The organism is Terrabacter sp. GCM10028922, from assembly GCF_042666095.1.
Lineage (GTDB): Bacteria > Actinomycetota > Actinomycetes > Actinomycetales > Dermatophilaceae > Terrabacter.
This window is the reverse complement of record NZ_JBHTFG010000023.1, coordinates 229,881-255,271: the sequence shown is the minus strand read 5'-3', so window position 1 is coordinate 255,271 and position 25,391 is coordinate 229,881. Positions and strand designations below refer to the sequence as shown.

Sequence of the window (25,391 nt, the reverse complement as noted above, 5' to 3'; positions counted from 1 at the left end):
GAACGGGCCGCGCCTGGGGATGCCGAGGTCAACGAGAGGTGCTGCGAAGCAGGGCGGCGTACTCCTCGAGGGCCTTGACGGCCCGGTCGACCTCGTCCGCGACCCTGGCGACGAGCCCCTCGTCGGCGAGCTGTCCGTCCGACCCGAGGTCCTCGACCTGCTTGCACACGTCGGCGAGCACCGTCGCCCCGAGGTTCGACGCTGATCCCTTGAGCCCGTGCGCGATGCGTCCCTGGGACTCGGCATCGCCCTTCCTGTGGGCCTCGAGCAGGTCGGCGAGGCGCTGGCGGGCGCCCTCGCCGAACCGGTCGATGAAGCGCAGCAGCATCGACGGGTTGCCTGGTTCGAGGTCACGCAGCTCCTCGAGCCGCCGGTCGTCCAGCACGTCGTCATCCCTCCGGAGATCATCGTCCCTGACCTCGACCGCAACAGGCCTCGTCGGGGCAACCCGTGACGTCGGCACCGCCCCGGAGCCCGTCCACCGCTGCAGCGTCGACGCCAGGAGCGCCACGTCGATCGGCTTGGTCAGGAAGTCGTCCATACCGGCCTGCAGGCACCGTTCGCGCTCGCCGGCGATCGCCGAGGCCGTCATCGCGATGACCGGGATCCGGCGCCCGGGCTCCTCCTGTGCCCGGATCGCGCGGGTCGCCTCGTAGCCGTCCATCTGCGGCATCTGGCAGTCCATGAGCACGGCGACGAGGTCGTCGGCACCGGTGCGGTGCGCGGCGACCCCCTCGACACCGTTGGCGGCGACCAGGACCCCGTAGCCGAGGCCCTCGAGGATGCCCTGGGCCACGAGCTGGTTGACTTCGTTGTCCTCGACGACGAGCACCGTGCCGAGATGGCCGTCCGGGCCCGTCAGCCCGGCGACCGGTCTCGCGACTGATGGGTCCCCGTCGAGGAGGTGGCCGCCGGCGACCTCAGCCATCGCGTCGAACAGCGCGGAGGGCATGACGGGTGCACTGAGACTGGCGTCGACGCCGGCCTCCGCGAGCGTCGCAGCATCGGGCGGTGGCACGTGCGCGCACACCAGCACGACGCTTACGTCGGCGAAGCGCTCGTCCGAGCGGATCATCCGGGTCAGCTGGAGACCGCCGCCGCCCGAGCCCGGGTCGTCGAGCACGACGACGTCGAGCGGCACCTTCGCTCGGTCGGCCCGGTCGAGCTGGGCGAGGCCCTCGAGGCCTGACGCCGCGGACGTGACGGACATGCCCCACGCCGCGAGCTGCTCCTCCACGCGGACGCGGTGCGTGACGTTGGCGCCGACGACGAGGGCCCGCAGCCCCGAGACCGCCGCGATCTGCGATGCCGATCGCCCGATGCTGCGCCCCGACGCGGGCGCGAAGCCCGCCGTGAACCAGAAGGTGCTGCCCTTCCCGGACTCGCTCTCGACGCCGATCCGGCCGCCGAGCGCCTCGACGATCTGCCTGCTGATGGCGAGACCGAGCCCGGTGCCGCCGTACTCGCGGGTGGTCGACGAGTCGCCCTGCGAGAACGACTCGAAGAGCCGGGAGCGCATCTCGGGCGCGATGCCGGCGCCGGTGTCGGTGACCTCCACCCGGAGCACGGGTCCCTCGTCGGTGACGTGGTCGAGCGCCAGGTGCACGCCCACGCTGCCCGAGTCGGTGAACTTCACGGCGTTGCTCGTCAGGTTGGCGACGACCTGCCCGAACCGCACCGGGTCGCCTGACAGCATGTACGGCACGTCCGGTCCGTGGGTGACGGTGAGGTCGAGCGCCTTGGCCCTGGCCCGCTCGGCGAGCAGCGCGACGCCGCGCTCGAGCACCGCGGCGGGGTCGAAGTCGACCGACTCGAGGTCGAGGCGTCCGGCCTCGATCTTGGACAGGTCGAGGATGTCGTTCACGAGCTCGAGCAGGACCCGGCCGGCCTGGTCGATGCCGTCGGAGAGTCGGCGCTGGTGCGGCGTCAGCTCGGTGCGACCGAGCAGCTCCGCGAGGCCGATGACTCCGTTGAGCGGGGTGCGGATCTCGTGGCTCATCGTCGCGAGGAACTCCGACTTCGCGCGCGACGCCTCCATCGCCGCGTCACGGGCCTGCGCGAGGCGCTCGGCCGTCCACTCACGGTCGGCGACGCGCGCGAAGAGCGCGGTGACCTGCCTGATGGTCACGGCGTCGGAGGCCACGGGCGGTGCGCTGCTGCGCATGTCGAGGACGACGACGCAGGCGACACGGCCCTCGTTGAGGACGGGGACCGCGACGACGGTCGAGCCGGCGTCCGAGAGTGCGGCCACGACCTCGCCCGACTCGGCGGCCTGCGATGCGAAGGCCAGGGCCTCGTCGACCGGGACGACGCTTGCCTCGGTGCCGACCTGGGGCACGATCGGCTCACCGAGTGCGCCCGCCGCATCGACCACGGTCGCGAGGACGGCCCGCCACGTGGTGTGGCGGGCGACCTCGGCCAGGACGGTGGGCAGCGCCTCGTTGAGGGTCGCCGCCTCGTTCGCCGCCGTGGCCATGGCCGTGACGAGGCCGAGGGCCTGCTCCGCGTCCTTCTTCTCCGTGATGTCGTGGGCCGTGCCGCCCATCCGGATCGCCCGGCCCTCGGGGTCGCGCGTGACGAGCCCACGTCCGCGGATCCAGGCGATCTCGCCGTTGGAGCGCCGGATGCGGGCGTCGAACTCGAACGAGTCCTCGGATGCGAGCGCCGTCCCGACCGTCTCGGCGACGTGGGCCCGGTCGTCGGGGTGGATGCCGGAGATGAAGCCCTCGAAGGTCGGTTCGAGCTCGCTGCGGTCGATGCCGTAGATGCGGTACAGCTCGTCGGACCACGACACGCGGTCCCGGTCGACGTCCCACTCCCAGCTGCCGATCTTGGCGATCGCCTGCGCCTCGGCCAGCTGGTCGAGCAGCTGGCGCTCGGCGCTGGGCTCGGTCACCCGGTGCATCCAGCCGCGGCGCACGCCCGACTCGTCGACGAGAGGGGTGTGCGACACGAGCGCCCAGAAGCGGTGGCCCTCCGCGTCCAGCAGGCTGCACTCGAGGTCGTCGCCCGGCTCTCCCTTGGTCTCAAGCTCCTGGAGGTGCTCCCGGAGCTGCTCCTTGCCCACCTGGTCCAAGGCGTCGAACGCCGAGAAGCCCACCATGTCGTCAGGGTCGCGGCCCAGCATCTCGGCCATCCTGGCGTTGGCGAAGATCGTGCGCCCGTGCTCATCGAGGACCCAGAGACCGTCGGGCGAGGCAGCCACCATCCAACGGAAGAGGTCGCTCTGGCCCCGCCCGCCGTTGCCCCGAATGTCCGGCATGTTCCGATCCTCGCGCATCGAGCGGCATCGCGCTCGCATGTCGTCCCTCTTTTCGGCCCGGTGCCCATCAGGTGAGCCTTGCCTTCGATGACAGGGGTGACGACTGATGCCACGATCGGAGCGAGCCACCGTCCCCGCTGGATCGGAGCACCCCATGTCCGACATCCGCGCATCCGACGACGAGGCCGCCGACCTCGTCCACGCCCTCGTCGAGGACCCGACGCCGGTCAGCATTAGCCGTGACCTGCACGGACACGACGAACCGCACGACGAGAGCGTGGGGGCCCGCCTCAACTGGCTGCGCGCAGGCGTCCTCGGCGCCAACGACGGCATCGTCTCGACGGCGGGCGTCGTCGTCGGGTTCGCGAGCGCGACGACCGACAAGGGCTCGATCGTCCTGTCGGGCATCGCCGCGCTCGCCGCCGGCGCGATGTCGATGGCCGCCGGCGAGTACGTCTCGGTGAGCACGCAGCGCGACTCCGAGCGGGCACTCATCAAGCTCGAGAGGAAGGAGCTGCGCGAGGACCCCGTGGGCGAGCTCGAGGAGCTGACCCAGCTCTACGAGGGCAAGGGGATGAGCCGCGACCTCGCCGAGGACGTGGCCCGTGAGCTGACGGCCCACGACGCCCTCGCGGCCCATGCGGAGGCTGAGCTCGGCATCAACCCCACCGACCTCACCAGTCCCTGGCAGGCTGCCGCCGCCTCGATGGTCGCGTTCGTCGTCGGCGCCCTGCTGCCGCTGCTCACGATCACCTTCAGCCCGGCCGGAACGCGCATCCACGTCACCGTTGTCAGCGTCGCCGCCGCCCTGGCCCTGACGGGCTGGACCAGTGCACGGCTGGGGCGCAGCCCCCTCCCGCGGGCCATCGCCCGCAACGTCGCCGGCGGCCTCGTCGCCATGGGGGTGACGTACGCCATCGGCGCGCTCGTCGGGGTCAACCTGGGCTGAGCGCGCGGGCCCGGACCGGCCTGCGCCAGGCAACGGTCGGCATACGGTGCCGGGCACGTGGATCGGCCTGTAGAGTCGAGCTGTCCCAGCGCCCGTCCGCGGCGCACCGACGGGCCCGGCACCCCACGCCTTGCGTGACGCGCCACCCGCCCAGGGACGTGGGGCGCGCGAGGGCGCGTCCACCGGGACTCGGGCCGAGTCCGCCGCCGACACCGGGTCACGGTGCCGCCGGGAGACCGGTTCCGTGTCCGCCGCGTCATCAGGAGGAACATGGCAACGCGCGTTCGCCGCCAGCCGACCGACGGCCAGGGGCAGGCCCAGGGCCAGCGAAGGGCCGCCACGCGCCGGGACGACCCGGCCCCGCTCATACCCGTGCTCGCGCGCAGGGTCCGCGAGGTCGAGGCCCGCGTGTCGAGCAAGGGCAAGGCCAGCCCGACGAACCGGACGAAGTTCCTCGTCGTGGCCCTGCTCATGCGTTCCGAGCGGGCCCGCGTGCGCGACGACGCGTCGATCCCCGGCAGCACCCGTGCCGACCTGCTCAAGCGACTCGACGGCATCGCGACGATCCTCGCGCAGATCGCGGCGCGCGACACGAGCCTGCTGACCCTGCTCGACGCGAACGCCAAGCCGGGACCGGCCGCACAGCAGATGCGCCGTGACTGGCTCCTCGAGTCGGGCGCGGAGCTCGCCGAGGAGGACCTCGTCATCCAAGCGCCGGAGCCGCCGAGACCGGTCGTGCCGCCCCAGATCGCCGCCCGTCAGGTCATGCCGCAGTCGGTGCCGTCCCGCGCTCTGGCCAACCCGTTCCTCACTCCCGACGTGGGCCGCCCGCAGCAGGAGTACCTCCCCGGGCGCCTCGCCGGGTGGGACCTGCTCAGCCCGCTCTACCGCGCCTTCGAGCAGGGCGCCGGCGGCGAGGCGGCGTCCATGGACCTGCCGCCGAAGCCTGGGATCGACCGGTTCTCACCGCCCGGGTCGCAGCTCATGGTCCACCAGTCGCGCTTCCTCCAGAGCGTCCAGGAGGGCCACCGCACCTTCCTGCTCGCCGACGAGCCGGGCCTCGGCAAGACCGCGCAGTCGGTCATGGCCGCCTCGATCGCGAACGCCTACCCGATGCTCGCCGTCGTGCCGAACGTCGTGAAGATCAACTGGGCGCGGGAGGTCGAGCGGTGGACCCCGCAGCGTCGCGTCACCGTGATCCACGGCGACGGCCACGACGTCGACGCCTTCGCCGACGTGTTCGTCGTCAACTACGAGATCCTCGACCGGCACTTCGGCTGGCTCTCGTCCTTCGGCTTCCGCTCGATGGTCGTCGACGAGGCGCACTTCATCAAGAACCTCAGCTCGCAGCGCTCGCAGCAGGTGCTCGCCATCGCGGACCGGCTGCGGTCCACGACACCGGGCGGCAACCCGCTGCTCATGGCCCTCACCGGCACGCCGCTCATCAACGACGTCAAGGACTTCGACGCGATCTGGCGCTTCCTCGGCTGGATCAAGGACGGCCGGCCCACGCCGGAGATCGTGCGCCGGCTCGACGAGACGGGCTACACGCCGGCCGACCGCGGCTTCTACCCCGAGGCGCGGCAGACCGTCATCGACATGGGCATCGTGCGGCGTCGCAAGGTCGATGTCGCGAAGGACCTTCCCGACAAGCGGATCGCCGACATCACCGTCGAGCTCGACGACGACCTCGGCCGCTCGATCCGCGAGGCGGAGCGGGCCCTCGGCCGCCGTCTCGCCCAGCGCTACCGTGCCCTGCTCGCCCAGGGCGAGGGCCGCGAGGACGACGACGAGCCCGACGAGGGGCTCATGCGTCGGGTCGCCGGAGCCGAGCTCAAGGCCGCGTCGGCCGAGAAGGGCACCGACAACGTCTTCTCGCTCGTGCGCCGCATCGGCCAGGCCAAGTCGATGCTCGCGGCCGACTACGCCGCGCAGCTGTCCCACTCGGTCGGCAAGGTCGTCTTCTTCGCCAAGCACATCGACGTCATGGACGCCGCCGAGCGAGTCCTCGCGGGCGCCGGGCTGCGCACCGTGTCGGTGCGTGGCGAGCAGACCTCGAAGCAGCGTCAGGAGGCCATCGACGGCTTCCAGAAGGACCCCGACGTCGCCGTCGCGGTCTGCTCACTGACCGCCGCAGGCGTCGGCCTCAACCTGCATGCCGCCTCGAACGTCGTGCTGGCCGAGCTGTCCTGGACCGCTGCCGAGCAGCAGCAGGCCATCGACCGCGTGCACCGCATCGGCCAGGACGAGCCGGTCACCGCGTGGCGCATCCTGGCCGCCGGCACGATCGACTCGAAGATCGCCGAGCTCATCGACGCCAAGCAGGGGCTCGCCGCCCGCGCCCTCGACGGCAGCGACGAGGAGGTCACCTCGGGCGACACCCTCCAGCGTGACGCCTTGGTCGAGCTGCTGCGCCAGGCTCTCGCGGAGGTCTGACGGGCACCGCGGCTACAGGTCGATGTGCATGATGCTGAGGCCGACCCGCTCACCCGTGGGCAGCTCGTGGGCGCGTGGCACCGTGCCGACGACGGTGAAGCCGAGGCTCTCGTAGAGCCGCACGGCACTCTTGTTCGTCGCCACGACGGCGTTGTACTGCATTGCGGCATAACCGGTTTCGCGCGCCCAAGTGAGCGAGTCGACGACGAGCGCCCTGCCGACCCCGCGACCTCGCGCGTCCGCCGCGACCATGTAGCTCGCCGTCGCGACGTGCGAGCCGGGCCCGGGACGGTTGCGGCCCATCTTGGCCGTGCCGAGGACGCGGTCGCCGTCGACGGCGACGCTGGCCCGGCCGCCGGGACCGTTGTCGAGCCAGATCGCACGCGCGTCCGCCTCGGTCAGGTCGGTCGCGAACGGGAACGTGTCGCCGGCGCGCACGACCTCCTCGATGATCGGCCACACCTGCGGCCAGTCGGTGTCGTCGTAGTCGCGGACCGTGATCGTGCGCGTCACGAGAGGTTGCCTCACTTCTCGGGGACGTTCGCGTCGAGCTCGCTGAGCCACGTCACCGACGTCGCGTCGGACGGCATACGCCAGTCGCCGCGCGGCGACAGGGAGCCACCCGCGACGACCTTCGGGCCGTTGGGCAGCGCAGAGCGCTTGAACTGGTTGGCGAAGTACCGCTTGACGAACACCTCCAGCCAGTGACGGATCGTCGCGAGGTCGTATGCCGTGCGCTCCGCCTCGGGGTAGCCGGCCGGCCACTCCCCCGCCTCGCTGTCGTGCCAGGCGTGCCAGGCCAGGTAGGCGATCTTGGAGGGGCGGTAGCCGCGACGCAGCACGTGGAAGAGCGTGAAGTCCTGGAGCGAGTAGGGCCCGATCATCGCCTGCGTGCTCTGCGGCTTCTCCCCTTCCCGGGAGGGGACGAGCTCGGGTGAGATCTCGGTGTCGAGGATCGAGGTCAGCGTCTCGCCGACGGGGTCCTCGAACTGCCCGGACGATACGACCCACCGGATGAGGTGCTGCATCAGGGTCTTGGGCACACCGGTGTTGACGCCGTAGTGGCTCATCTGGTCGCCGACGCCGTAGGTGCACCAGCCGAGGGCCAGCTCGGACAGGTCGCCCGTGCCGAGCACGATGCCGCCGCGCTGGTTGGCGATGCGGAAGAGGTAGTCGGTGCGCAGTCCGGCCTGGACGTTCTCGAACGTGACGTCGTAGACCTCCTCGCCGCGGCCGAACGGGTGGCCCATCGCCTCGAGCATCTGCGTGGCGGCCGGGCGGATGTCGAGCTCCTCCCACGTGACGTCGAGCGACTTCATGAGGGCGATGGCGTTGCTCTTCGTGTGCTCGCTCGTCGCGAAGCCGGGCATCGTGAACGCGAGGATGTCGCTGCGCGGCCGGTCGAGGCGGTCCATCGCCTTGGCCGCGACGATGAGCGCGTGGGTGCTGTCGAGGCCGCCGCTGACGCCGATGACGACCTTGGGCTGGCCGATGGCGCGCAGCCGCTGCTCGAGGCCGGAGACCTGGATGTTGTACGCCTCGTAACAGTCGAGGGCGAGCCGCTCCTCGTCGTCGGGCACGAAGGGGAAGCGGTCGACCTTGCGGAGCAGGCCGATGTCGCCGGTCGGCGGGTCGAGCTCGAGCTCGACGGTGCGGAAGCTGCCCGTGCGGTCGGCGAGCGCACGCCGGTTGTCGTCGAAGGTGCCCTGCCGCTGGCGCTCCTGACGGAGCAGGTCGAGGTCGATGTCGGCGACCGAGGCCTGGGGCCCCTCGGGGAAGCGCTCGCTCTCCGCGAGCAGGGCCCCGTTCTCGTAGATCATCGTCATGCCGTCCCACGAGAGGTCGGTCGAGCTCTCACCCTCCCCCGCGGCGGCGTACAGGTAGGCGGCGAGACAGCGGTGCGAGGCACTGCGCGCCAGCAGGTGGCGGTCCTCGGCGCGCGCGACGGTGATCGGCGAGCCCGAGAGGTTCGTGAGGATCGTCGCGCCGGCGAGCGCGGCCTCGTGGCTCGGCGGGACCGGCACCCACATGTCCTCACAGACCTCGACGTGGAGCACGAAGCCGGGGACGTCGGTGGCCCGGAACAGCAGGTCCGGGCCGAACGGCACCCGGTCACCGGCCACCTCGACCGTCTGGCGCCGCTGGTCGTCACCCGGGGCGAAGTGGCGACGCTCGTAGAACTCGCGGTAAGTCGGCAGGTAGGACTTCGGGGAGACGCCGACGATGCGGCCGCCGTGGATGACGACGCCACAGTTGAAGACGCGCATGCCCTTCTCGAGCGGGGCCCCGACGACGAGCACGATGCGCAGCTCGGCGGTGGCCTCGGCGATGCGGGCGAGGGCGTCGTCGACGGCGTCGAGCAGGGGGTCCTGCAGGAGGAGGTCGTCGATGGCGTACCCCGAGAGGCACAGCTCGGGGAAGATCGCGAGCGCCACTCCGTCGGCGTCGAGCTCGCGGGCCTGGGCGACGACGGCGTCGGCGTTCCGCTCGGGGTCGGCCGCGACGATCGGCAGCGTGCACGCGGCCACGCGGGCAAACCCCTGGGCGTAGGAGCTGTAGAAGTCCATGGGCACAGTCAATCGCACGACGTGTGTGACGCGAGACTCCCCGCGATCCTGGCCTGTCACCACCCACTAGTACTACACTTCGTAGTAGTCGGGCAGTGCGTCCGATGAGACCCGAGGAGGTCACCATGTCCGACACGACGTCCACCGACCCGGTCCACGTGCTCCACCCGGAGCAGTCATGGGGCTTCCTGCGCGAGCGCGAGTTCGGCCGGCTGGCCTACCACCTCCTCGGCGAGGTCCACATCGTGCCGATCAACTACGCCCTCGACGGCGAGCGGCTCGTCTTCCTCACGGCGGAGGGCAGCAAGCTCTTCGGCGTCACCGCCAACCCCGACGTCGCGTTCGAGGTGGACGAGGTCGTCGGCGACCGCGCCACGAGCGTCATCTGCCGCGGCCGCGCCCGCGTCCTCGAGGGGCAGGCGGCCTACGTCGCCGAGCGCCTGCCTGTGCGTCCGTGGGTCGACACGCCCCGCTCGGTCGTCGTCGCCATCGACGTCGACGAGATCTCGGGGCGACGGTTCGACCTCACCCGCCCGTGGCTACGCGACCTGCCCAGCTGACCCACCGTCTACCCTTGGCGGGTGCCCACCGCCACCACGAGCCCGCACGCGCAGACCCTGCGTGCGGTCGTGCTCGCCACCGTGGCCTCGGGCGGCGCCACCGTCGCGCACGCGCTCGGCGGAGGGCACCTCGCCTCCGGCACGGGCGTCGTCGTCGCCACCGCTCTGCTGACCGGCGCCATCCTGCCCTTCGTGCGTCAGCACCTGTCAGCCGTACGCAGCGCTGTGCTGCTCGCCAGCCTCCAGGTGGCTGCGCACGTCGTCCACGGCGTCTCCGCGATGGCCGCCGGTCCGGCGCACGGCGGACGGTCCGGCGCAACCCCCGCCCTGCCCTCCCACGAGGCACACGGCATACGCCCGCTGGGTCGCATCGAGACGGTGGCCGGGGTCCACGACGCCGCCACGACGAGCGCCCTCGCCGACCTGCTGCCGAGCCCCACGATGCTGCTCGCCCACGTCGTCGCCGCGGTCGCCATCGGCCTGCTGCTGACTCGTGGCGAGCGGTCCTGGGTGGCCGCCTGCACCCTGCTCGTGCCGCTCGCAGCCGGCACCGCCCTGCTGCTGCGGGCCCTGCTCGTCCGGGCCCTGGTGCGTCATGCGGCGGTCCTCTGGGCCGCGATCGGCACCACGGCTGCCGGCCTCGTCGGCCCCCTCCCCACCGCGTCCGACGGCCCCGTGCCCGACGACGTCTGGCACGCGCGCACACCGGTGCGCCGCGGCCCACCCGCCCTCCTCGCCTGACAACCACCCGCAGCGCCGGCGACCGACCGGGCGCTGCTCCCTGCCGTCATGCCTGAGGAGTCCCCATGTCCGTCATCGACGACCCCACACGCCAGAAATCCCCGATCGGCCTGTCCCGTAAGGGCGCCCGTCCCCCGTCCGGCCTCTTCCGCGCCTTCTGGCGCTGGCACTTCTACGCGTCAGCCGTCGTCGTGCCGGTGCTGCTCGTCCTCGCGGTGACCGGCCTCGTCTACCTGTTCCGCTTCCAGATCGAGCCGTTCCTCCACGCCGACCTCATGCGGGTCGACCACGCGCAGGGCCAGCTGACCCAGCCCTGGCAGACCCAGCTCGATGCGGTGCAGGGTGCCCACGCCGGTGCCACCGTCGTCTCCTTCACCGAACCGAACGGCCCCGACGAAAGCACCCGGTTCACCCTCCAGACCGCCGAGGGGCTGACCCGCGACGTGTTCGTCGACCCGTACACGGTGCGGGTACTCGGCTCGCTCGACCCCGACTCGACAGTCAGCGGCACCGCCGTGCGCCTGCACGCCGACCTCATGGCCGGCCGTGTCGGCGACGTCGTCATCGAGCTCGGTGCCTGCTGGGCCATCGTCATGGCGGTGACCGGCTACTACCTCTTCGTCCGCGGCCGGCGGGCTCGCCGTCGACAGCGCGACGCCGGCGCGCCCGCGGCACGGCTGCGGAGCGCGCACGCGCGCACCGGAGCGTTCGTGGGCGCCGGCCTGCTCCTCCTCGTCGTCTCGGGACTGCCGTGGACCGGCGTGTGGGGCGAGCAGGTGCAGCGCCTCGCCACCGACCGCGGTTCGTCGATGTGGGCGAAGGACCCGGGCGCGCTCTCGGACCCGACCTCGACGCTCGACGAGTCGCTCCCGCACAGCCACCACGAGGTGCCGTGGGCCCAGGGCAAGAGCCCTGTGCCGCAGTCGAGCCCGCGCCGAGAGGGTGGCGAGGTCAGTGTCGCCGACCTCGACACCGCCGTCGAGGTCGGCGACCGCGCAGGCCTGGCGCACCCGCTGACCGTGGCACTGCCCTCAGACGACCGCGGCGTCTACTCCGTCATCGGCTACGCCTTCACAGACCCCGCGCTCGAGCGCACCGTGCACGTCGACCGCTTCAGCGGACACGTCGTGAGCGCGTACGGCTACGACGACTACCCCGCACTCGCCAAGGTCGTCGCGCAGGGCATCGCCGTCCACGAGGGCCGCCGCTTCGGCGCGCTCAACCTGTGGCTGACGACGTTCTTCTGCCTGGCGGTCATCGTGTCGTGCGTGACGGGGCCGACGATGTGGTGGCGTCGGCGTCCGCGGGGTGCGGGCGCCGTCGGCGCTCCCCGAGGACGTGTGCCGCTCGCCACCTCACCGCTGCTCGCCGCCCTCGTCGTCGGGCTGGCGGTCTTCCTCCCGGTGTTCGGCGCATCGCTGGTCGTCGTACTGCTGCTCGACCGCTTCGTCATCCGACGCCTGCCTCGACTGCGGCAGGCCTGCAACACGGTCGACCTCTAGGCGTTCGCCTCGCCCGCCGGGCTCAGCCGACGGCGTCCCTCGCGGCGACGAAGGCGTCGACGCACGCGCGCACGTCGGCCTCCGAGTGCGCGGCCGAGAGCTGGACGCGGATGCGGGCCTTGCCCCGCGGCACGACCGGGAAGCTGAAGGCGATGACGTAGACGCCGTTGCCGAGCATGTGGTCGGCGATCTGCGCGGCCCGGCGCGCCCCGTCCTCGCCGGGGAACATGACCGGCCGGATCGGGTGCGTGCCGGGAAGCAGCTCGAAGCCGGCCTCGGTCATGAGGGTGTGGAAGAGCTCGGTGTTGGCCTTCAGCGTCTCGCGCTTCTCGGCCGAGCCGGCGACGAGCTCGAGCGCCGCCATCGACCCGGCCGTGACGGCCGGCGCGACGGAGTTGCTGAAGAGGTAGGGCCGCGAGCGCTGGCGCAGCAGGTCGACGATCTCGCGGTGGCTCGACACGTAGCCGCCGCTCGCGCCGCCGAGCGCCTTGCCGAGCGTGCCGGTGACGATGTCGACGCGGTCCATGACGCCGAACAGCTCGGGCGTGCCTCGGCCGCCGTCACCGACGAACCCCACGGCGTGCGAGTCGTCGACGAAGACGAGTGCGCCGAACTCCTCGGCGAGGTCACAGATCTCGTCGAGCGGCGCGTACGACCCGTCCATCGAGAAGACGCCGTCGGTGACGACGACCTTGCGCTTCGCGCCCGCCGCCTGGGCAGCCTCGAGCTGGGTGCGCAGGTCGGCCATGTCGGCGTTCCGGTAGCGGTAGCGCATCGCCTTGGACAGGCGCACACCGTCGATGATCGACGCGTGGTTGAGCTCGTCGCTGACGATCGCGTCCTCGGCGCCGAAGAGCACCTCGAAGACGCCGCCGTTCGCGTCGAAGCACGACGAGTAGAGGATCGTCGCCTCCATGCCGAGGAACTCGCTGATCTTCCCCTCGAGGGTGGTGTGCAGCGTCTGCGTGCCGCAGATGAAGCGCACGGACGCCATGCCGAAGCCCCACTCGTCGAGCGCCTTCTTCGACGCCTCGACGACGCCGGGGTCGTTGGCCAGACCGAGGTAGTTGTTGGCGCAGAAGTTGAGCGCCTCCGCCTTCCGCGTCGTCACGTGCGCCGACTGCGGCGAGGTCAGCTCGCGCTCGTTCTTGTAGAGACCGGCGTCCTCGATCTCTCGCAACGTCGCGGCGATCTCGTCCTTGACTGAGCCGTACATCGGTGTCCTTCTCGGGTCGGCGGGCCTGTGGCGCCACCCAGCGTATGCCGCCGCGTGGCGACGTCGTGCGGCCTGCCGTCGGGGCAGCACCGCGGCACTCGCCCGCGGACCTTCGTGAAGCGGTCACGCGGGCGCCCGCACCGGCGTACCGTCGAAGACACCCATTCCTCGGGGGTGCAGAGAGCGAGGACACGACCATGCCCGAGTTCATGGATGTACACACCAACATGCCCGGCGTCACCGCAGAGGCCCTGAGAGAAGCGCACCAGGCCGACCTGGACATCCAGGACGACGAGGGCGTGAACTTCAAGCAGGCCTGGGCGGACCCGAACACGGGGCACGTCTTCTGCCTGTCGGAGGGGCCTAGCGCCGAAGCCGTCAAGCGGATCCACGAGCGCACGGGCCACCCGGCGGACGAGATCCACGAGATCACCGTCACGGCCTGACGTTCCGGCATCCCGCGCGCCAGCGCGTCGTCCTAGGCTCGGGCATGTGGACGACGAGGCGCGCCGGCGGTTCGCACGAGCGCGGGTGGCACGGCTCGCCACGGTTGACGACACAGGCCGCCCGCACCTCGTGCCGATCGTGTTCGTCGTCATCGACGATGTCGTGTGGAGCGCCGTGGACCGCAAACCCAAGTCGACACGCTCCCTCAGGCGCCTGGCCAACATCGAGGCCAACCCGTCGGTCAGCGTCCTCGCCGACCACTACGACGACGACTGGACCCGCCTCTGGTGGGTCCGGGCCGACGGGCAGGCCCGCGTCGTCGAGCTCGGCATGCCCGGGACGACGCAGGCGATCGACGCCCTCGTCGCGAAGTACCCGCAGTACGCGTCGGACCGCCCGACCGGCCCCATGGTCCGTGTGGCCGTCTCGCGATGGGCGAGCTGGCAGCACACGCCGACCGACCGGGAGGGCTGACCGGAGGGCTGAGCGGTCAGCCGCGGCAGGGTCAGCGCCTCACGGCATACCTCGTGTAGGTCGTGCCGCCGGCGAAGCGACGGCTCTCGAGAAACTCGAGGTCCAGGCGCAGGCCGTCCGGAAGGGCCCGCGTACCGCCGCCGACGACAGCCGGGACGACGAGGAGCTGGAGCTCGTCGACGATGCCCGCTCGGAACGCCTCGCCCGCGAGGCCGGCGCCCCCGATGCTGACGTCTCGGTCGGCCGACGCGACGAGGCGGGTGACGGCGCCGGGGTCGAAGTCGCGCTCGAGCGTCGTCCGCCGGCTCGACACGCCCTCGAGCGTGCGCGAGTAGACGACCTTGTCGGCGGCGCGCCAGATCCGGGCGAAGTCGTGCTCGACGTCGCTCTCCGGGTCGTCGGTGGGGGCGGTCTCCCAGTAGACCATCGTCTCGTAGAGCCGCCGGCCCAAGAGGTACGTGCCGACGCCGCGTTCGAGGTCGTTGACGAAGGCGTGGACCTCCCGGTCCGGGGCGGCCCAGTCGAAGCTTCCCGAGGCGTCGGAGATGTAGCCGTCGACGGAGCAGATCGTCGTGTGGATGAGCTGCGCCATGTGTCGACTCTGTCACGCGTGCAGCCTCAGGGACCGCTCCGAGTGGGAGCCATGCGTGTCGGAGGTCTAGAGTTGCCGGGGTTTTGCGACCGCCATCCGGGTTGCGCCCTCTCCTCCATCCCCCACCCTCAGGGACCGTTCTCGTGCTCCGACGCCTCACCCTCGCCTGCGCCACCGCGACGTGCGCCCTTGCCCTCGCCGCGTGCGGTGGCGGCTCGCCGAGCGACTCGCCCGAGCCCGCGGCGCACCCCGGCTGGGCACTCGTCGCCGAGATCGTGTGCCCGTCGAGCGCTGACCCGACCGGGTCCCTCGCCGACCGGAAGGTCACGTGCACGGCTGCCGGAAAGCCGCTCGAAGCAGCCTTCTACGACCAGGCCGTCGAGCTCGACCGCCGGGTCAGCACCTTCGAGTGCACGAACGGCGTCAAGTCGGTCGCCGGCAAGGACTGGATGGTCCCGGCCGTCACGGACGAGAAGGTCGTGGCCAAGCTCCTCGACGCCGGGGGCATCAACCTCTGCTGAGGAAGTCCTCGGTGACGTCGGCGAGCTCGCGCGGCGCCTCGGCGTTGAGCACCGACCCGGCGCCGTCGATGACCGAGAGCTCTGCGCCCGACACGAGCGAGACGAGCTGCTGAGCCGCGGCGGGACCGGCCCGGTCCTTCGAGCCGGCCACGACGAGCGTGGGAGCCGTGACCTGACGCAGCGACTCGGTGCCGTCGAAGCCCTTGAGGGCGTCGAGCACGGCGAGCATCCGCGGACGCGAGACACCGGCGTCGACGAGCCTGCTCTCGGGCACGAGCCGCATCGCGAGCCGCTGCATCCGCAGCGCCCCCTTCGACGGGCGCACGAGCGCGCCGCCGAGGACGAGCCGCCCGACGAGCTCGGGCCGCTCGGCGGCGAGACGCAACGCGACGCTCGCACCGACCGAGACCCCGAGGAAGTCCGCCTGCTTGATGCCCTGGAGGTCGAGGTCGTCCGCGACTCCCGCGGCCGCCGCGGCGAGGTCGAACCCGACGGGGTCCTTCGGGCGCAGGCCACGCATCCACGGCGCGTTCATCGGTCGCGCCGCGCCGAGCGCCGACACGAAGTCCTGCCAGACGATCGGCGACTGGCCGAGGCCGTGGAGCAGGACGAGCGGGCGGGGCCGGCTGGCAGGCACGTCAGCTCCAGTCGAGGACGACCTTGCCGCACTGGCCGGACCTGGCGGTCTCGAAGGCCTCCTCCCACTGCTCGGCGGGGAAGCGGTGCGTGATGACCTGGCTGACGGCGGAGCGGAAGCGTTCGGAGGTCGCGATCATCTGCGACATCGCGTACCAGGTGTCGTACATCTCGCGGCCGTAGATGCCCTTGAGCGTGATCATGTGGGTGATGACCTTGCCCCAGTCGAGCTCGTACGACTGGTGCGGCAGGCCGAGCAGCGCGATGCGACCGCCGTGGTTCATGTTCGTGATCATGTCGGTCACGGCCGGGGCGGCACCCGACATCTCGAGGCCGATGTCGAAGCCCTCCTTCATGCCGAGGTGGGCCTGGGCGTCGGCGAGGGTCTCGCGTGTCACGTTGATCGTGAGGTCCGCCCCGGCGTGCTCGGCGAGGGTGAGGCGGTAGTCGCTCGCGTCGGTGACGACGACGTAGCGGGCACCGGCGTGGCGAGCGATCGCGGCCGCCATGACGCCGATGGGGCCCGCGCCGGTGATGACGACGTCCTCGCCGACCATCGGCCACTGGAGCGCGGTGTGGGTCGCGTTGCCGAGCGGGTCGAAGACGGCGCCGAGGTCGGGGTCGAGGTCGGCGGGCTGCACCCAGGCGTTGCTCGCCGGGATGACGACGTAGTCGGCGAACGCGCCGTCGCGGTTGACGCCGATGCCCAGGGTGCGGATGCAGAGGTGGCGGCGCCCGGCGCGGCAGTTGCGGCAACGGCCGCACACGATGTGCCCCTCTCCCGAGGCACGGTCGCCGACCGAGAGGCCGGTGACGTCCTCGCCGACCTCGACGACCTCGCCGTAGAACTCGTGCCCGATGACGAGCGGTGGCTTCACCGTCGACTCGGCCCAGTCGTCCCAGTCCGCGAGGTGCAGGTCGGTGCCGCAGATCCCTGCCCGCAGGACGCGGATCTTGACCTCCGCCGGCCCGCACACCGGCTCGGGGCGGTCGAGCAGCTCCAGGCCGGGGCCTGCGGTCAGCTTGGTGAGTGCACGCACGGGGAGAGTCTGCCACTGCCGATAATGGGCTCGTGACCCCCAGTCCCGAGGCCTCCCACGAGAGTCCGCGCGTGGCCGACGCCGTCTCCCGGCTCCGATCGGCGGGCGAGCGGGTCACCCCCGCGCGGTATGCCGTCCTGCGCGTCGTCGACGCCGCCGACCTCGCCGACGAGCACCTCACTGCCGAGCAGATCGGGGCCCGGGTGGCCGAGGTCGAGCCGTCGGTCCACCGCGCCACCGTCTACCGCACGCTGACGTCGCTCGCCGAGACCGGGGTGCTCTCGCACGTCCACCTGGGCGGGTCGGCGACGGTCTACCACCTGGCCGAACCACCCCTCGCCGACGAGCACACCGGTCACCCGCACGCGCACCCCGCGCACGCCCATGTGCAGTGCCATGAATGCGGGCGGGTGCTCGACGTCCCGCCCGGGATGTTCGTCGGTCTGGCGCAGCGCCTGGAGGAGGACCTGGGCTTCGTCCTCGACACGGGCCACGCCGCACTGCTCGGTATCTGCCGCGACTGCAGGAACAGCACCCGCTGACCCCACCCGTCGAGAGGCCACCTCTCGCGGCCTCGTTCAGGTCGAGTGGCCAGTTCCCGGCACGAGTTCTGGCCACTCGACGGTTGGCGGGCAGCAGATGCTGGCCTCTCGACGGTTGGGGGAGGTCAGACGGCGCGGAGGTCGAGCAGGTAGCCCTGCGCCGGCCCCAGGATGGGCACCGACAGACCCACCCCCGCCAGCACCGAGCCCGGGACGACGAGCCCGTCGGCCGACAGGGCCTGCTCCCACCACGCGGGCGCGACCGTCTGCACGACGGCGGGGAGGCCGGCCTCGGGACGCACGCGGACGGCATACGTCCGCGCGGGGTCGAGGCCCGGCAGGGGCACCGCCCCCGTCACGGCGTCACGACCCGTGACGAGCCGCGCGACCGTGTATGCCGCCCGGCTGAGGTCGGCGGCGACCGTGCCGGTCACGAGGACGGTCCCGTCGGGCGTCTCGGAGCGCACGAGGTCACCCGAGTGCAGCAGCGGCCGCAGCTCGCGGGCGAGCGCCGTCCACCCGGTGAGGCTCGCCAGCTCGTCCTCCGTGCAGCGCGCGACGTCCCACTCGAGACCGGGGTGGCCCTGCAGCGCCATGAGCATGCGGAAGCCGAGGTCGACCGCGCGGTGCGTCGTGTGCGCGTGCTCCGGTCCGATGTGCGTGCCCATGAGCTCGGCGGGCACGAGCAGGCTGGTCCAGCGCTGGATGTTGGCCCGCTCGAGCGCGTCGTTGCAGTCGCTCGTCCAGATGCGGTCGGTGCGCTCGAGCACGCCGAGGTCGACGCGGGCGCCACCGCTGCTGCAGGACTCGATCTCGAGCTCCGGGTGACGGGCCCGGAGGTCGTCGAGGAGCCCGTAGTAGGCGAGCGTGTGCGCGTGGACCGCGGGCGCGTCGACGACCCGGCGACCGTCGACCTCGAAGGTGTGGACGGCCTCGTGGAGGTCTCGGTTGTGGTCCCACTTGATGTAGGCGATGCCGTACTCGGCGACGAGCGCGCTGATCCGCTCGAGGAGCTCGGCCCGCGCGTCGTCGTTCGTCAGGTCGATGAGCTGCTGGAAGCGCCACTCGCGGGGCGATCCGTCGGCGGGGCGCAGCACCCAGTCGGGGTGTGCGCGGACGAGATCGCTGTCCTCGTTGACCATCTCGGGCTCGAACCACAGCCCGAACTCGAGGCCCAGCCCCCTGACGTGGTCGACGAGCGGCGAGAGCCCCTCGGGCCACACCTCGTCGGAGACGACCCAGTCGCCGAGGCCGACCCTGTCGGTGCGGCGTCCGCCGAACCAGCCGTCGTCCAGGACGAACCGCTCGACGCCGATGCGGGCGGCTGTGTCGGCGAGCGCCTTGAGGTGGTCGAGGTCGGTCTCCATGTAGACCGCCTCCCACGTGTTGAGCACGACGGGCCGCGGTCGCGACGGGTGGCCGGCTCGCGAGCGCAGGGTGCGGTGCAGCCGGCGCGAGAGGCCGTCGAGGCCGTCGGTCGCGTGGAGGAAGACGACCGTCGGGGCGGCATACGACTCGCCTGGGGCCAGACGCACCTCGCCGGGCGCGAGCAGCTCACCGCCGCCGAGCACGGCGTGGTGCCGGCCGGCTCCCTCCGGGAGCGACTCGACGAGGTGCTCGTGGTTGCCGCTCCACGCGGTGTGCACGGCCCAGACCTCGCCCGAGCCCCACGTGAACCCGGACGTGCCGGCCATGAGCAGGAGCGTCGCGTCGTGCCCCGTGCGGCCACGGCGGGACGCGCGCAGGTGGGTGCCGTGGTCGAGGCGGCTGCGCTGCGGGGACCGCTCACGGCACCAGCGCCCGGTGAGGTCGAGGACCTCGTCGGCACGCGTCGGCAGCGGGAGGATGGCCCGCAGGGCGGCGACGTCGAGCGGGACCGCCTCGTCGCTGGTGTTCGTGACCGAGGCGTCGACGCGCAGGACGCCGTGCTCGTCGAGGGCGTGGCGCAGGCTGAGGTCGACACCGCTCGTCGAGCGGGCGCGGGTGACGATCGCGCCGTCCCCGGCCTCGCACGTCACGTCGTGCCAGCGCACCGCGCCGGCGGCCCCACCGCGGTGGCCGGACCAGCCGGGAGTGCCCGACCAGCCGTCCGCCTCCCCCGGCAGCACGGTGAGCGGCCACGGTTCGTCGAAGGCGCTCGGCGGGACGGGAGGCACAGTCGCCAGCGCGAGGGCGTGGTATGCCGAGGCCCCGCCGGGAAGCACTGCGCCCCAGTGCAGCACCTCCGGCAGCCCCGAGCCGCCGGGCCGCGGCTCGAGCACGAGCGCGGTCCCGGCGGACTCGAGGTGGACCGTGGTGTGGTCGGTGGACGGAGCGGTGCGAGCGGTCTCGGTCACGTCATCCCTTGGTCGCGCCGAGCGTCAGTCCGGCCACGAAGTGTCGTTGGAGCACGAAGAAGATGACCAGGGTCGGGATGGCGATGATCATCGACCCCGCGGCCACCAGGTTGTTGTCGGTGAAGAACTGGCCCCGCAGGTTGTTCAGCGAGCTCGTGACCGGGAACTTGTCACCCTGCTGGAGCAGCACCGTGGCCCAGAAGAACTCGTTGTAGATCCACGTCGTCTGGAGCACCGCGAGCGCGGCCAGCGCCGGCCGGCACAGCGGCATGGTGATCTGGAAGAACTGCCTCGTCACGCTCGCCCCGTCGATGACGGCCGACTCGTAGAGCTCCTTCGGCAGCGCCTTCATGTAGTTGCTGAGGACGAACGCGCAGAACCCCGTCTGGAAGGCGACGTTGACGAGGATGAGTCCCTGGAAACTGTTGAGCAGCGTGCCCGACTCGCTGAACCAGAACGGCACCTCGATCGACCGGAACATCCGGTAGACCGGGATGAGCAGGGCTTGCGGCGGCAGCAGGTTGGCCGCCATGAAGAAGCCGAGCAGCGCGAGGTTGAGCTTCCAGGAGAAGCGCGCGACGACGAAGGCGACGCAGGAGGAGAGGAACAGGGTCAGCAGCACGGCCGGGACCGTGATGATCGCCGAGTTCCAGAAGTGCAGGCCGAAGTCGCCCTGCTCCCAGGCGTTCTTGTAGTTGTCGAGCGTGAAGCCGCCCCACGACATGTAGCCGTTCTTCGCCGTGAACGCGTAGTCGCGGAAAGAGTTGACGAGGGCGAGCAGCAGCGGGCCGAGCCAGATCAGCGAGACCAGGGTCAGGACCAGCGGGAGGAACCAGCGGCGCCCGGACTGCGGGCCTCCCTCGCGCGGCTTGAGCAGCAGCTTCTCGCGCTCCTCGACCGGGTTGGCGGTGAGGGACATGGTCAGTCCTCCTTCATGGCGATGCGAAGGTAGAAGAAGACGAGCACGCTCGAGATGAGCAGCATGATCGTCGCGAGCGCCGACCCGAAGCCGATGCGACTCGCCTCCCCGACGACGTTCTGGGTGACGAGGGTCGAGATGAGCTCGAGGCCGTTGCGGCCCTTGTTGATGACCCACACGAGGTCGAAGGCACGCAGCGACTCGATGAAGGTGACGACGAGGACGATGATGTTGATCGGGCGCATCACCGGGAAGACGACTCGGAAGAAGGTCGTCGTCTCGCTCGCGCCGTCGATCTTCGCCGCCTCGCGCAGCGACGGGTCGACGCCCTTCAAGCCGGCCAGGTAGAGCAGCATGATGTAACCCGAGTGCCGCCAGCTCGCGGCGACCAGGGCCGCCCAGAGGTTGACGTCCGGGTCGCCGTACCAGTCGGTCGTGCCCCCGGTGATCGCGTTGAGCAGGCCCTGGTCACGTGAGTAGATGAGCTGCCAGATGAAGCCGATGAGCGCCAGCGACAGCACGACCGGCAGGTAGATGCTCGTCTGGTAGAACCTCGTGCCCACGACGCCACGGTCGATGAGCACGGCGAAGAACATGCCCAGCGGCGTTGCGAGGAGGAACATCACCGCCAGCCAGATGAGGTTGTGCTGGATCGCCGGCCAGAACGGCGGGTAGATCGTCGCGATGTCCTTGTAGTTCTGCAGGCCGACCGTCTTGATCGAGGAGATCGGCCCGATCCCGTCCCAGTTCGTGAAGGAGAGCAGGACCGAGCCGATCGCCGGGAGCCACACGAGCCACAGGACGATGAGGGTCGGCACGACCACCATCACGGCGACCACGACCTTGTCGCGTGCCGAGAGCTGGTCGATTCCCCTGTACTTGCTCTTGCTCGTCATGGCGAGGGCCTCTCAGGCAGCGAAGATGCTCTTCTTCTGGGCCTCGATCTTCGTGCAGAGGCCGTCGATGTCCTTCGGGTTCTTGATGAAGTCCTGGATGGCCGGGATCATCACGGTCGACGCGAAGTCGGGGCGCGTGTCGCGGTCCATGAACTGCGCGATGGACTTCGCCGACTTCACGTACTCGGCGGACTTCTTCTGCAGGGCCGTGTAGCCGCTCTGGTCGGCCGTCTCGTTCGTCGCGATGACGCTCGGGTCGGCCTTGAGCGAGAGCAGCTGGGCCTCGGGCTGCGAGATGTACTGGAGCAGCTTCTTGGCGGCGCCCTCGTTCTTGGGGCGGGCGCTCATCATGTAGCCGTCGATCGGCGCCTCGATGGCGTCGGTGCCGATCGTCGAGTCGACCTCCGGGAAGGTGAAGAAGTCGAGGTCGTCCTGCTCGTCCTTGCCGAACTGCTGGGCGACGAACGAGCCGAGGACGTACATGCCGGACTTCTTCTGCTGGAGCGACTGCGCCGCCTCCTGCCAGGTGCGGCCCAGCGAGTCGGGCTGGTGGAGCGGGAGGATCCCGGCCCACGTGTCGAAGACCTTCTTGACCTTGGGGTCGGTCCACGACTCCTTGCCGGCCATGAGGCTGACGTGGAAGTCGTAGCCGTTGACGCGCAGGTTGAGCTGGTCGAACGTGCCCATCGCGGGCCATCCGTCCTTGTCGCCGAAGGCGATCGGGGCGATGCCGTCCTTCTGCATCTTGGCGCCCAGGGTCTTGAGCTCGTCGAGCGTCTTCGGCACCTCGTAGCCGCGCTGCTCCCAGAGGCTCTTGCGGTAGAAGACGGCCCACGGGTAGTTCGTGATCGGGACGAAGTACTGCTTGCCGTCGGCGCCCGTCGACGCCTTCTTGAGCGCGTCGCTCATGCCGGTGATCTTGGCCCAGACGTCGGAGACGTCGCCGACGAGGCCCTTCTCGGCGAAGAACTGCATGCGGTAGCCGGCGAACCACGTGAAGACGTCGTCGGGCGAGCCCTGCAGGTAGTTGTTGATGTTCTCCTGGAACGTGTTGTGGTCGACCGTGTTGATCTTGACCGACGTGCCGGGGTTGGCCTTGGAGAAGGCGTCCATGTATGCCTTGACGGCTGCCTTCGGGACGGCGTCCGACGCGTTGGAGCCGACGGTCACGGTGCCGGTCACGGCGCCGGTCGGGACGCCGGAGGTGCCGGGGTCGCCGCTGCCGCAGGCGGCCAGGCCACCGGCCCCGAGGAGGGCGCCGACGCCGAGGGCGCCGCGCAGCAGGGTCCGACGGTCGACGCCGCGGACGGAGGGGGGAACCATGCGGGCGAGGTACTCGGCCTCGCTCATCGGGCGGGTCATTGCGGTCTCCTTTGACGCTGTGCCGGGGGTGTTGTCGGAGGTGACGGATTCGAACATCCGCCACCAGAAACCTTCAACAACAAACAGAGGATGTCGAGACCTGATGCTCATGTCAAGGGCTACGTCCACACCTGCAGACTCCGAAACCGAACCGAGACCGGCGGGCTGGCCTGCCTCTCCGGATTTACACCGTTGTAAGGAAATTCGCGCTCACGATCCGCCTTCCAACTGTCGCAACGACATCCACTGCGCGCTCAGGATCCACCGCAGGTCAGCCGCGGGCTCTCCCGTCCGACGCCGTCCGCAGCTCGGGACGGTCACCACGGCCTGGGCGCGGATGTGTTCGAAAATGTTGACATCGGGACGAACGAGCCGACACTCTTCTCCCATGCGCTCATGGCCGACGAAGACCCTGGCACTCGGTGGCGACTACAACCCCGAGCAGTGGCCACGCCCCGTGTGGGACGAGGACCTCGAGCTGATGCGGCGCGCCAACGTCTCGTTCGTCAGCCTCGGCGTCTTCTCCTGGAGCTGGCTCGAGCCGGCCAAGGGCGACTACGACTTCGAGTGGCTCGACACGATCATGGACAAGCTCCACGCGGGCGGCGTGGCCGTCGACCTCGCGACCGCGACGGCCACTCCGCCGCCGTGGCTCTCGGCCGCGCACCCGGAGATCCTTCCCGTCGACGTCGACGGCCGCACCCTGTGGCCGGGCAGCCGGCAGACCTGGTGCCCGACCTCGCCCGTCTACCGCGACTACGCCCTCACCCTGACCCGGCAGCTGGCGGCCCGGTACCACGAGCACCCCGCCCTGGCGATGTGGCACGTCTCCAACGAGTACGGCTGCCACAACCTGCCGTGCTACTGCGACGAGTGCGCCCGCCACTTCCGCGCCTGGCTGCAGCGCCGATACGGGAGCCTCGACGCGCTCAACGACGCGTGGGGCACGGCCTTCTGGAGCCAGCGCTACACCGACTGGGACCAGGTGCTTCCCCCACGACGGTCGACGGCGTCGAACAACCCGACCCAGGTCCTCGACTACAGGCGCTTCTCCTCCGACGCGCTGCTCGACTTCATGCGGGCCGAGCGTGCCGTTCTCGACGAGCTCTCCCCGGGGGTGCCGGTCACGACGAACTTCATGACGCTCGAGCACTTCCGCCACCTCGACTACTCGCAGTGGACGCCGACCGTCGACGTCGTCAGCACCGACCACTACATCGTCGGCGCCCTCGAGCACCCCCGCGCCGAGCTCGCCTACAGCGGTGACCTGACCCGTGGCCTCGCCGGTGGCGCTCCCTGGATGCTCATGGAGCACTCGACGAGCGCGGTCAACTGGCAGCCGACCAACCACGCCAAGGCCCCCGGCCAGACGATCCGCGACGCGTTGGCCCACGTGGCCCGGGGCGCCGACACGATCGGCTGGTTCCAGTGGCGCCAGTCCCGCGCCGGGTCGGAGAAGTTCCACAGCGCTGTCGTGCCACACGCCGGCGCCGACAGCGCGCGGTTCCGCGAGGTCGAGGAGCTCGGCCGCATCGCCGGGCGGCTCGGCGAGCTCGTCGGCAGTCGCGTCGAGTCGCGAGTCGCGATCCTGCACGACTACCAGGCGATCTGGGGTGCCGAGGGCCCCGACATGCCGAGCTCCGAGCTCGACGCCCTCCAGGCGGCGCACACGATCCACCGTCTCCTCCACGACCGCGGGGTCACCTGCGACGTCGTGCACCCCGGAGCCGACCTCACGGCATACGCCGTCGCCGTCGTGCCGCAGCTCTACCTCGTCACCGACGAGCACGCGGCCGCCGTCGCCGCCGCCGCGGAGGCGGGCGCGCAGGTCGTCGTCACGTACTTCTCCGGGATCAGCGACGAGCACGACCACGTCCGGCTGGGCGGCTACCCCGGCGCCTTCCGGGACCTGCTCGGCGTGCGGGTCGAGGAGTTCTTCCCGCTCGGACCGGATGCACCGGTCGCACTCGCCGACGGCACCGGAGCGTGGTGGAGTGAGGACGTGACTGCCCTGCCCGGCACCGAGGTGCTGACGACGTATGCCGCCGGGCCCCTCGCGGGTCGCCCCGCGGTCACGCGCCGTGAGCTCGGCGTCGACGGCGAGAGCAGCTCTGCCTGGTACCTCAGCACCCTGCCCGACGACGCGACCCTCGGCGCGCTCCTCGACGACGTCCTGTCCGCCGCGTCCGTGGACCCGGCCGTGGACGGGCTCCCCCTCGGCGTCGAGGCGACCCGTCGGAGCGACGGGTCCACGTCGTGGCTGTTCCTGCTCAACCACACCGACGACGAGCAGTCCGTGACCGCCGATGGGTACGACCTCGTTGCGGACGCCCCCGTCGACGGCACCGTCCGCCTCGCCCCCGGTGGCGTGGCCGTGCTCAGGCAGGAGTGAA

Annotated in this window: 21 protein-coding genes; 10 read left to right on the top strand and 11 right to left on the bottom strand. The window is 71.1% G+C overall.

Annotation, left to right across the window (positions count from 1 at the left end; translation table 11 throughout):
• Positions 1-28: 28 nt before the first annotated feature.
• Positions 29-3,262 (bottom strand): response regulator, encoded by a 3,234-nt coding sequence (locus ACFQU3_RS17990; RefSeq protein ID WP_385912261.1) that lies wholly within the window; start codon positions 3,260-3,262, stop codon positions 29-31.
• A 154-nt stretch (positions 3,263-3,416) separates the two neighbouring features.
• On the opposite strand from ACFQU3_RS17990, the gene ACFQU3_RS17985 reads away from it, so the two are divergent.
• Positions 3,417-4,211 (top strand): VIT family protein, encoded by a 795-nt coding sequence (locus ACFQU3_RS17985; RefSeq protein ID WP_385912259.1) that lies wholly within the window; start codon positions 3,417-3,419, stop codon positions 4,209-4,211.
• A 270-nt stretch (positions 4,212-4,481) separates the two neighbouring features.
• The gene (locus ACFQU3_RS17980; RefSeq protein WP_385912257.1) at positions 4,482-6,647 is read left to right on the top strand and encodes a DEAD/DEAH box helicase; all 2,166 of its coding nucleotides are present in this window, start codon (positions 4,482-4,484) and stop codon (positions 6,645-6,647) included.
• A gap of 12 nt (positions 6,648-6,659) precedes the next feature.
• Here the strand turns inward: ACFQU3_RS17980 and ACFQU3_RS17975 are convergent, their stop codons facing one another.
• Positions 6,660-7,160 carry a GNAT family N-acetyltransferase gene (locus ACFQU3_RS17975; RefSeq protein ID WP_385912255.1) on the bottom strand — a complete coding sequence of 167 codons (501 nt, stop codon included), beginning with the start codon at positions 7,158-7,160 and terminating at the stop codon, positions 6,660-6,662.
• 11 nt (positions 7,161-7,171) lie between these two features.
• Complete coding sequence (locus ACFQU3_RS17970; RefSeq protein WP_385912253.1) at positions 7,172-9,214, bottom strand: NAD(+) synthase; 2,043 nt, start codon at positions 9,212-9,214, stop codon at positions 7,172-7,174.
• 125 nt (positions 9,215-9,339) lie between these two features.
• On the opposite strand from ACFQU3_RS17970, the gene ACFQU3_RS17965 reads away from it, so the two are divergent.
• The 3 genes from ACFQU3_RS17965 (at position 9,340) to ACFQU3_RS17955 (ending at position 12,017) form a co-directional block, all read left to right on the top strand.
• Entirely contained in the window at positions 9,340-9,774 is a 435-nt protein-coding gene (locus ACFQU3_RS17965; protein WP_385912252.1) for a pyridoxamine 5'-phosphate oxidase family protein, read from the top strand.
• A gap of 21 nt (positions 9,775-9,795) precedes the next feature.
• Positions 9,796-10,515: a hypothetical protein gene (locus tag ACFQU3_RS17960; protein ID WP_385912250.1), complete on the top strand. Its 720-nt coding sequence runs from the start codon at positions 9,796-9,798 to the stop codon at positions 10,513-10,515.
• A gap of 65 nt (positions 10,516-10,580) precedes the next feature.
• Positions 10,581-12,017: a PepSY-associated TM helix domain-containing protein gene (locus ACFQU3_RS17955; RefSeq protein ID WP_385912248.1), complete on the top strand. Its 1,437-nt coding sequence runs from the start codon at positions 10,581-10,583 to the stop codon at positions 12,015-12,017.
• Positions 12,018-12,039: 22 nt separating this feature from the next.
• On the opposite strand, the gene ACFQU3_RS17950 is transcribed toward ACFQU3_RS17955, so the two are convergent.
• Positions 12,040-13,233, bottom strand: coding sequence for a glycine C-acetyltransferase (locus tag ACFQU3_RS17950; protein WP_385912246.1), 1,194 nt, complete (start codon positions 13,231-13,233; stop codon positions 12,040-12,042).
• A 197-nt stretch (positions 13,234-13,430) separates the two neighbouring features.
• On the opposite strand from ACFQU3_RS17950, the gene ACFQU3_RS17945 reads away from it, so the two are divergent.
• Together ACFQU3_RS17945 and ACFQU3_RS17940 are read left to right on the top strand one after the other, a co-directional pair.
• Entirely contained in the window at positions 13,431-13,679 is a 249-nt protein-coding gene (locus tag ACFQU3_RS17945; protein ID WP_385912244.1) for an SCO4226 family nickel-binding protein, read from the top strand.
• Between the two features lie 46 nt (positions 13,680-13,725).
• Positions 13,726-14,154, top strand: a complete 429-nt coding sequence (locus ACFQU3_RS17940; protein ID WP_385912242.1) for a TIGR03668 family PPOX class F420-dependent oxidoreductase — start codon at positions 13,726-13,728, stop codon at positions 14,152-14,154.
• Between the two features lie 31 nt (positions 14,155-14,185).
• On the opposite strand, the gene ACFQU3_RS17935 is transcribed toward ACFQU3_RS17940, so the two are convergent.
• A complete protein-coding gene (locus ACFQU3_RS17935; protein WP_385912240.1) occupies positions 14,186-14,746 on the bottom strand; it encodes a dihydrofolate reductase family protein in 561 nt (186 codons plus the stop codon).
• 143 nt (positions 14,747-14,889) lie between these two features.
• Here ACFQU3_RS17935 and ACFQU3_RS17930 point away from each other — a divergent pair, with 143 nt between their 5' ends.
• A complete protein-coding gene (locus ACFQU3_RS17930) occupies positions 14,890-15,267 on the top strand; it encodes a hypothetical protein (protein WP_385912238.1) in 378 nt (125 codons plus the stop codon).
• Here ACFQU3_RS17930 and ACFQU3_RS17925 read toward each other — a convergent pair.
• Together ACFQU3_RS17925 and tdh are read right to left on the bottom strand one after the other, a co-directional pair.
• The gene (locus ACFQU3_RS17925; protein WP_385912235.1) at positions 15,254-15,904 is read right to left on the bottom strand and encodes an alpha/beta fold hydrolase; all 651 of its coding nucleotides are present in this window, start codon (positions 15,902-15,904) and stop codon (positions 15,254-15,256) included. The genes ACFQU3_RS17930 and ACFQU3_RS17925 overlap by 14 nt on opposite strands.
• 1 nt (position 15,905) lies before the next feature.
• The gene (gene tdh, locus ACFQU3_RS17920; protein WP_385912233.1) at positions 15,906-16,943 is read right to left on the bottom strand and encodes an L-threonine 3-dehydrogenase; all 1,038 of its coding nucleotides are present in this window, start codon (positions 16,941-16,943) and stop codon (positions 15,906-15,908) included.
• Positions 16,944-16,975: 32 nt separating this feature from the next.
• Between tdh and ACFQU3_RS17915 the strand changes: the two genes are divergently transcribed.
• Entirely contained in the window at positions 16,976-17,485 is a 510-nt protein-coding gene (locus tag ACFQU3_RS17915) for a Fur family transcriptional regulator (RefSeq protein WP_385912232.1), read from the top strand.
• A 125-nt stretch (positions 17,486-17,610) separates the two neighbouring features.
• Here ACFQU3_RS17915 and ACFQU3_RS17910 read toward each other — a convergent pair whose 3' ends face one another.
• The 4 genes from ACFQU3_RS17910 to ACFQU3_RS17895 are packed head-to-tail and all read right to left on the bottom strand — an operon-like array spanning position 17,611 to position 22,998.
• Entirely contained in the window at positions 17,611-19,821 is a 2,211-nt protein-coding gene (locus ACFQU3_RS17910; protein ID WP_385912230.1) for an alpha-galactosidase, read from the bottom strand.
• A gap of 1 nt (position 19,822) precedes the next feature.
• Positions 19,823-20,740, bottom strand: a complete 918-nt coding sequence (locus ACFQU3_RS17905) for a carbohydrate ABC transporter permease (protein WP_385912228.1) — start codon at positions 20,738-20,740, stop codon at positions 19,823-19,825.
• A gap of 2 nt (positions 20,741-20,742) precedes the next feature.
• The gene (locus ACFQU3_RS17900; protein WP_385912226.1) at positions 20,743-21,636 is read right to left on the bottom strand and encodes a carbohydrate ABC transporter permease; all 894 of its coding nucleotides are present in this window, start codon (positions 21,634-21,636) and stop codon (positions 20,743-20,745) included.
• A 12-nt stretch (positions 21,637-21,648) separates the two neighbouring features.
• Complete coding sequence (locus ACFQU3_RS17895; RefSeq protein ID WP_385912224.1) at positions 21,649-22,998, bottom strand: ABC transporter substrate-binding protein; 1,350 nt, start codon at positions 22,996-22,998, stop codon at positions 21,649-21,651.
• A gap of 388 nt (positions 22,999-23,386) precedes the next feature.
• Here ACFQU3_RS17895 and ACFQU3_RS17890 point away from each other — a divergent pair, with 388 nt between their 5' ends.
• Entirely contained in the window at positions 23,387-25,390 is a 2,004-nt protein-coding gene (locus ACFQU3_RS17890) for a beta-galactosidase (protein ID WP_385912222.1), read from the top strand.
• The last annotated feature ends 1 nt before the right edge of the window (position 25,391 follow it).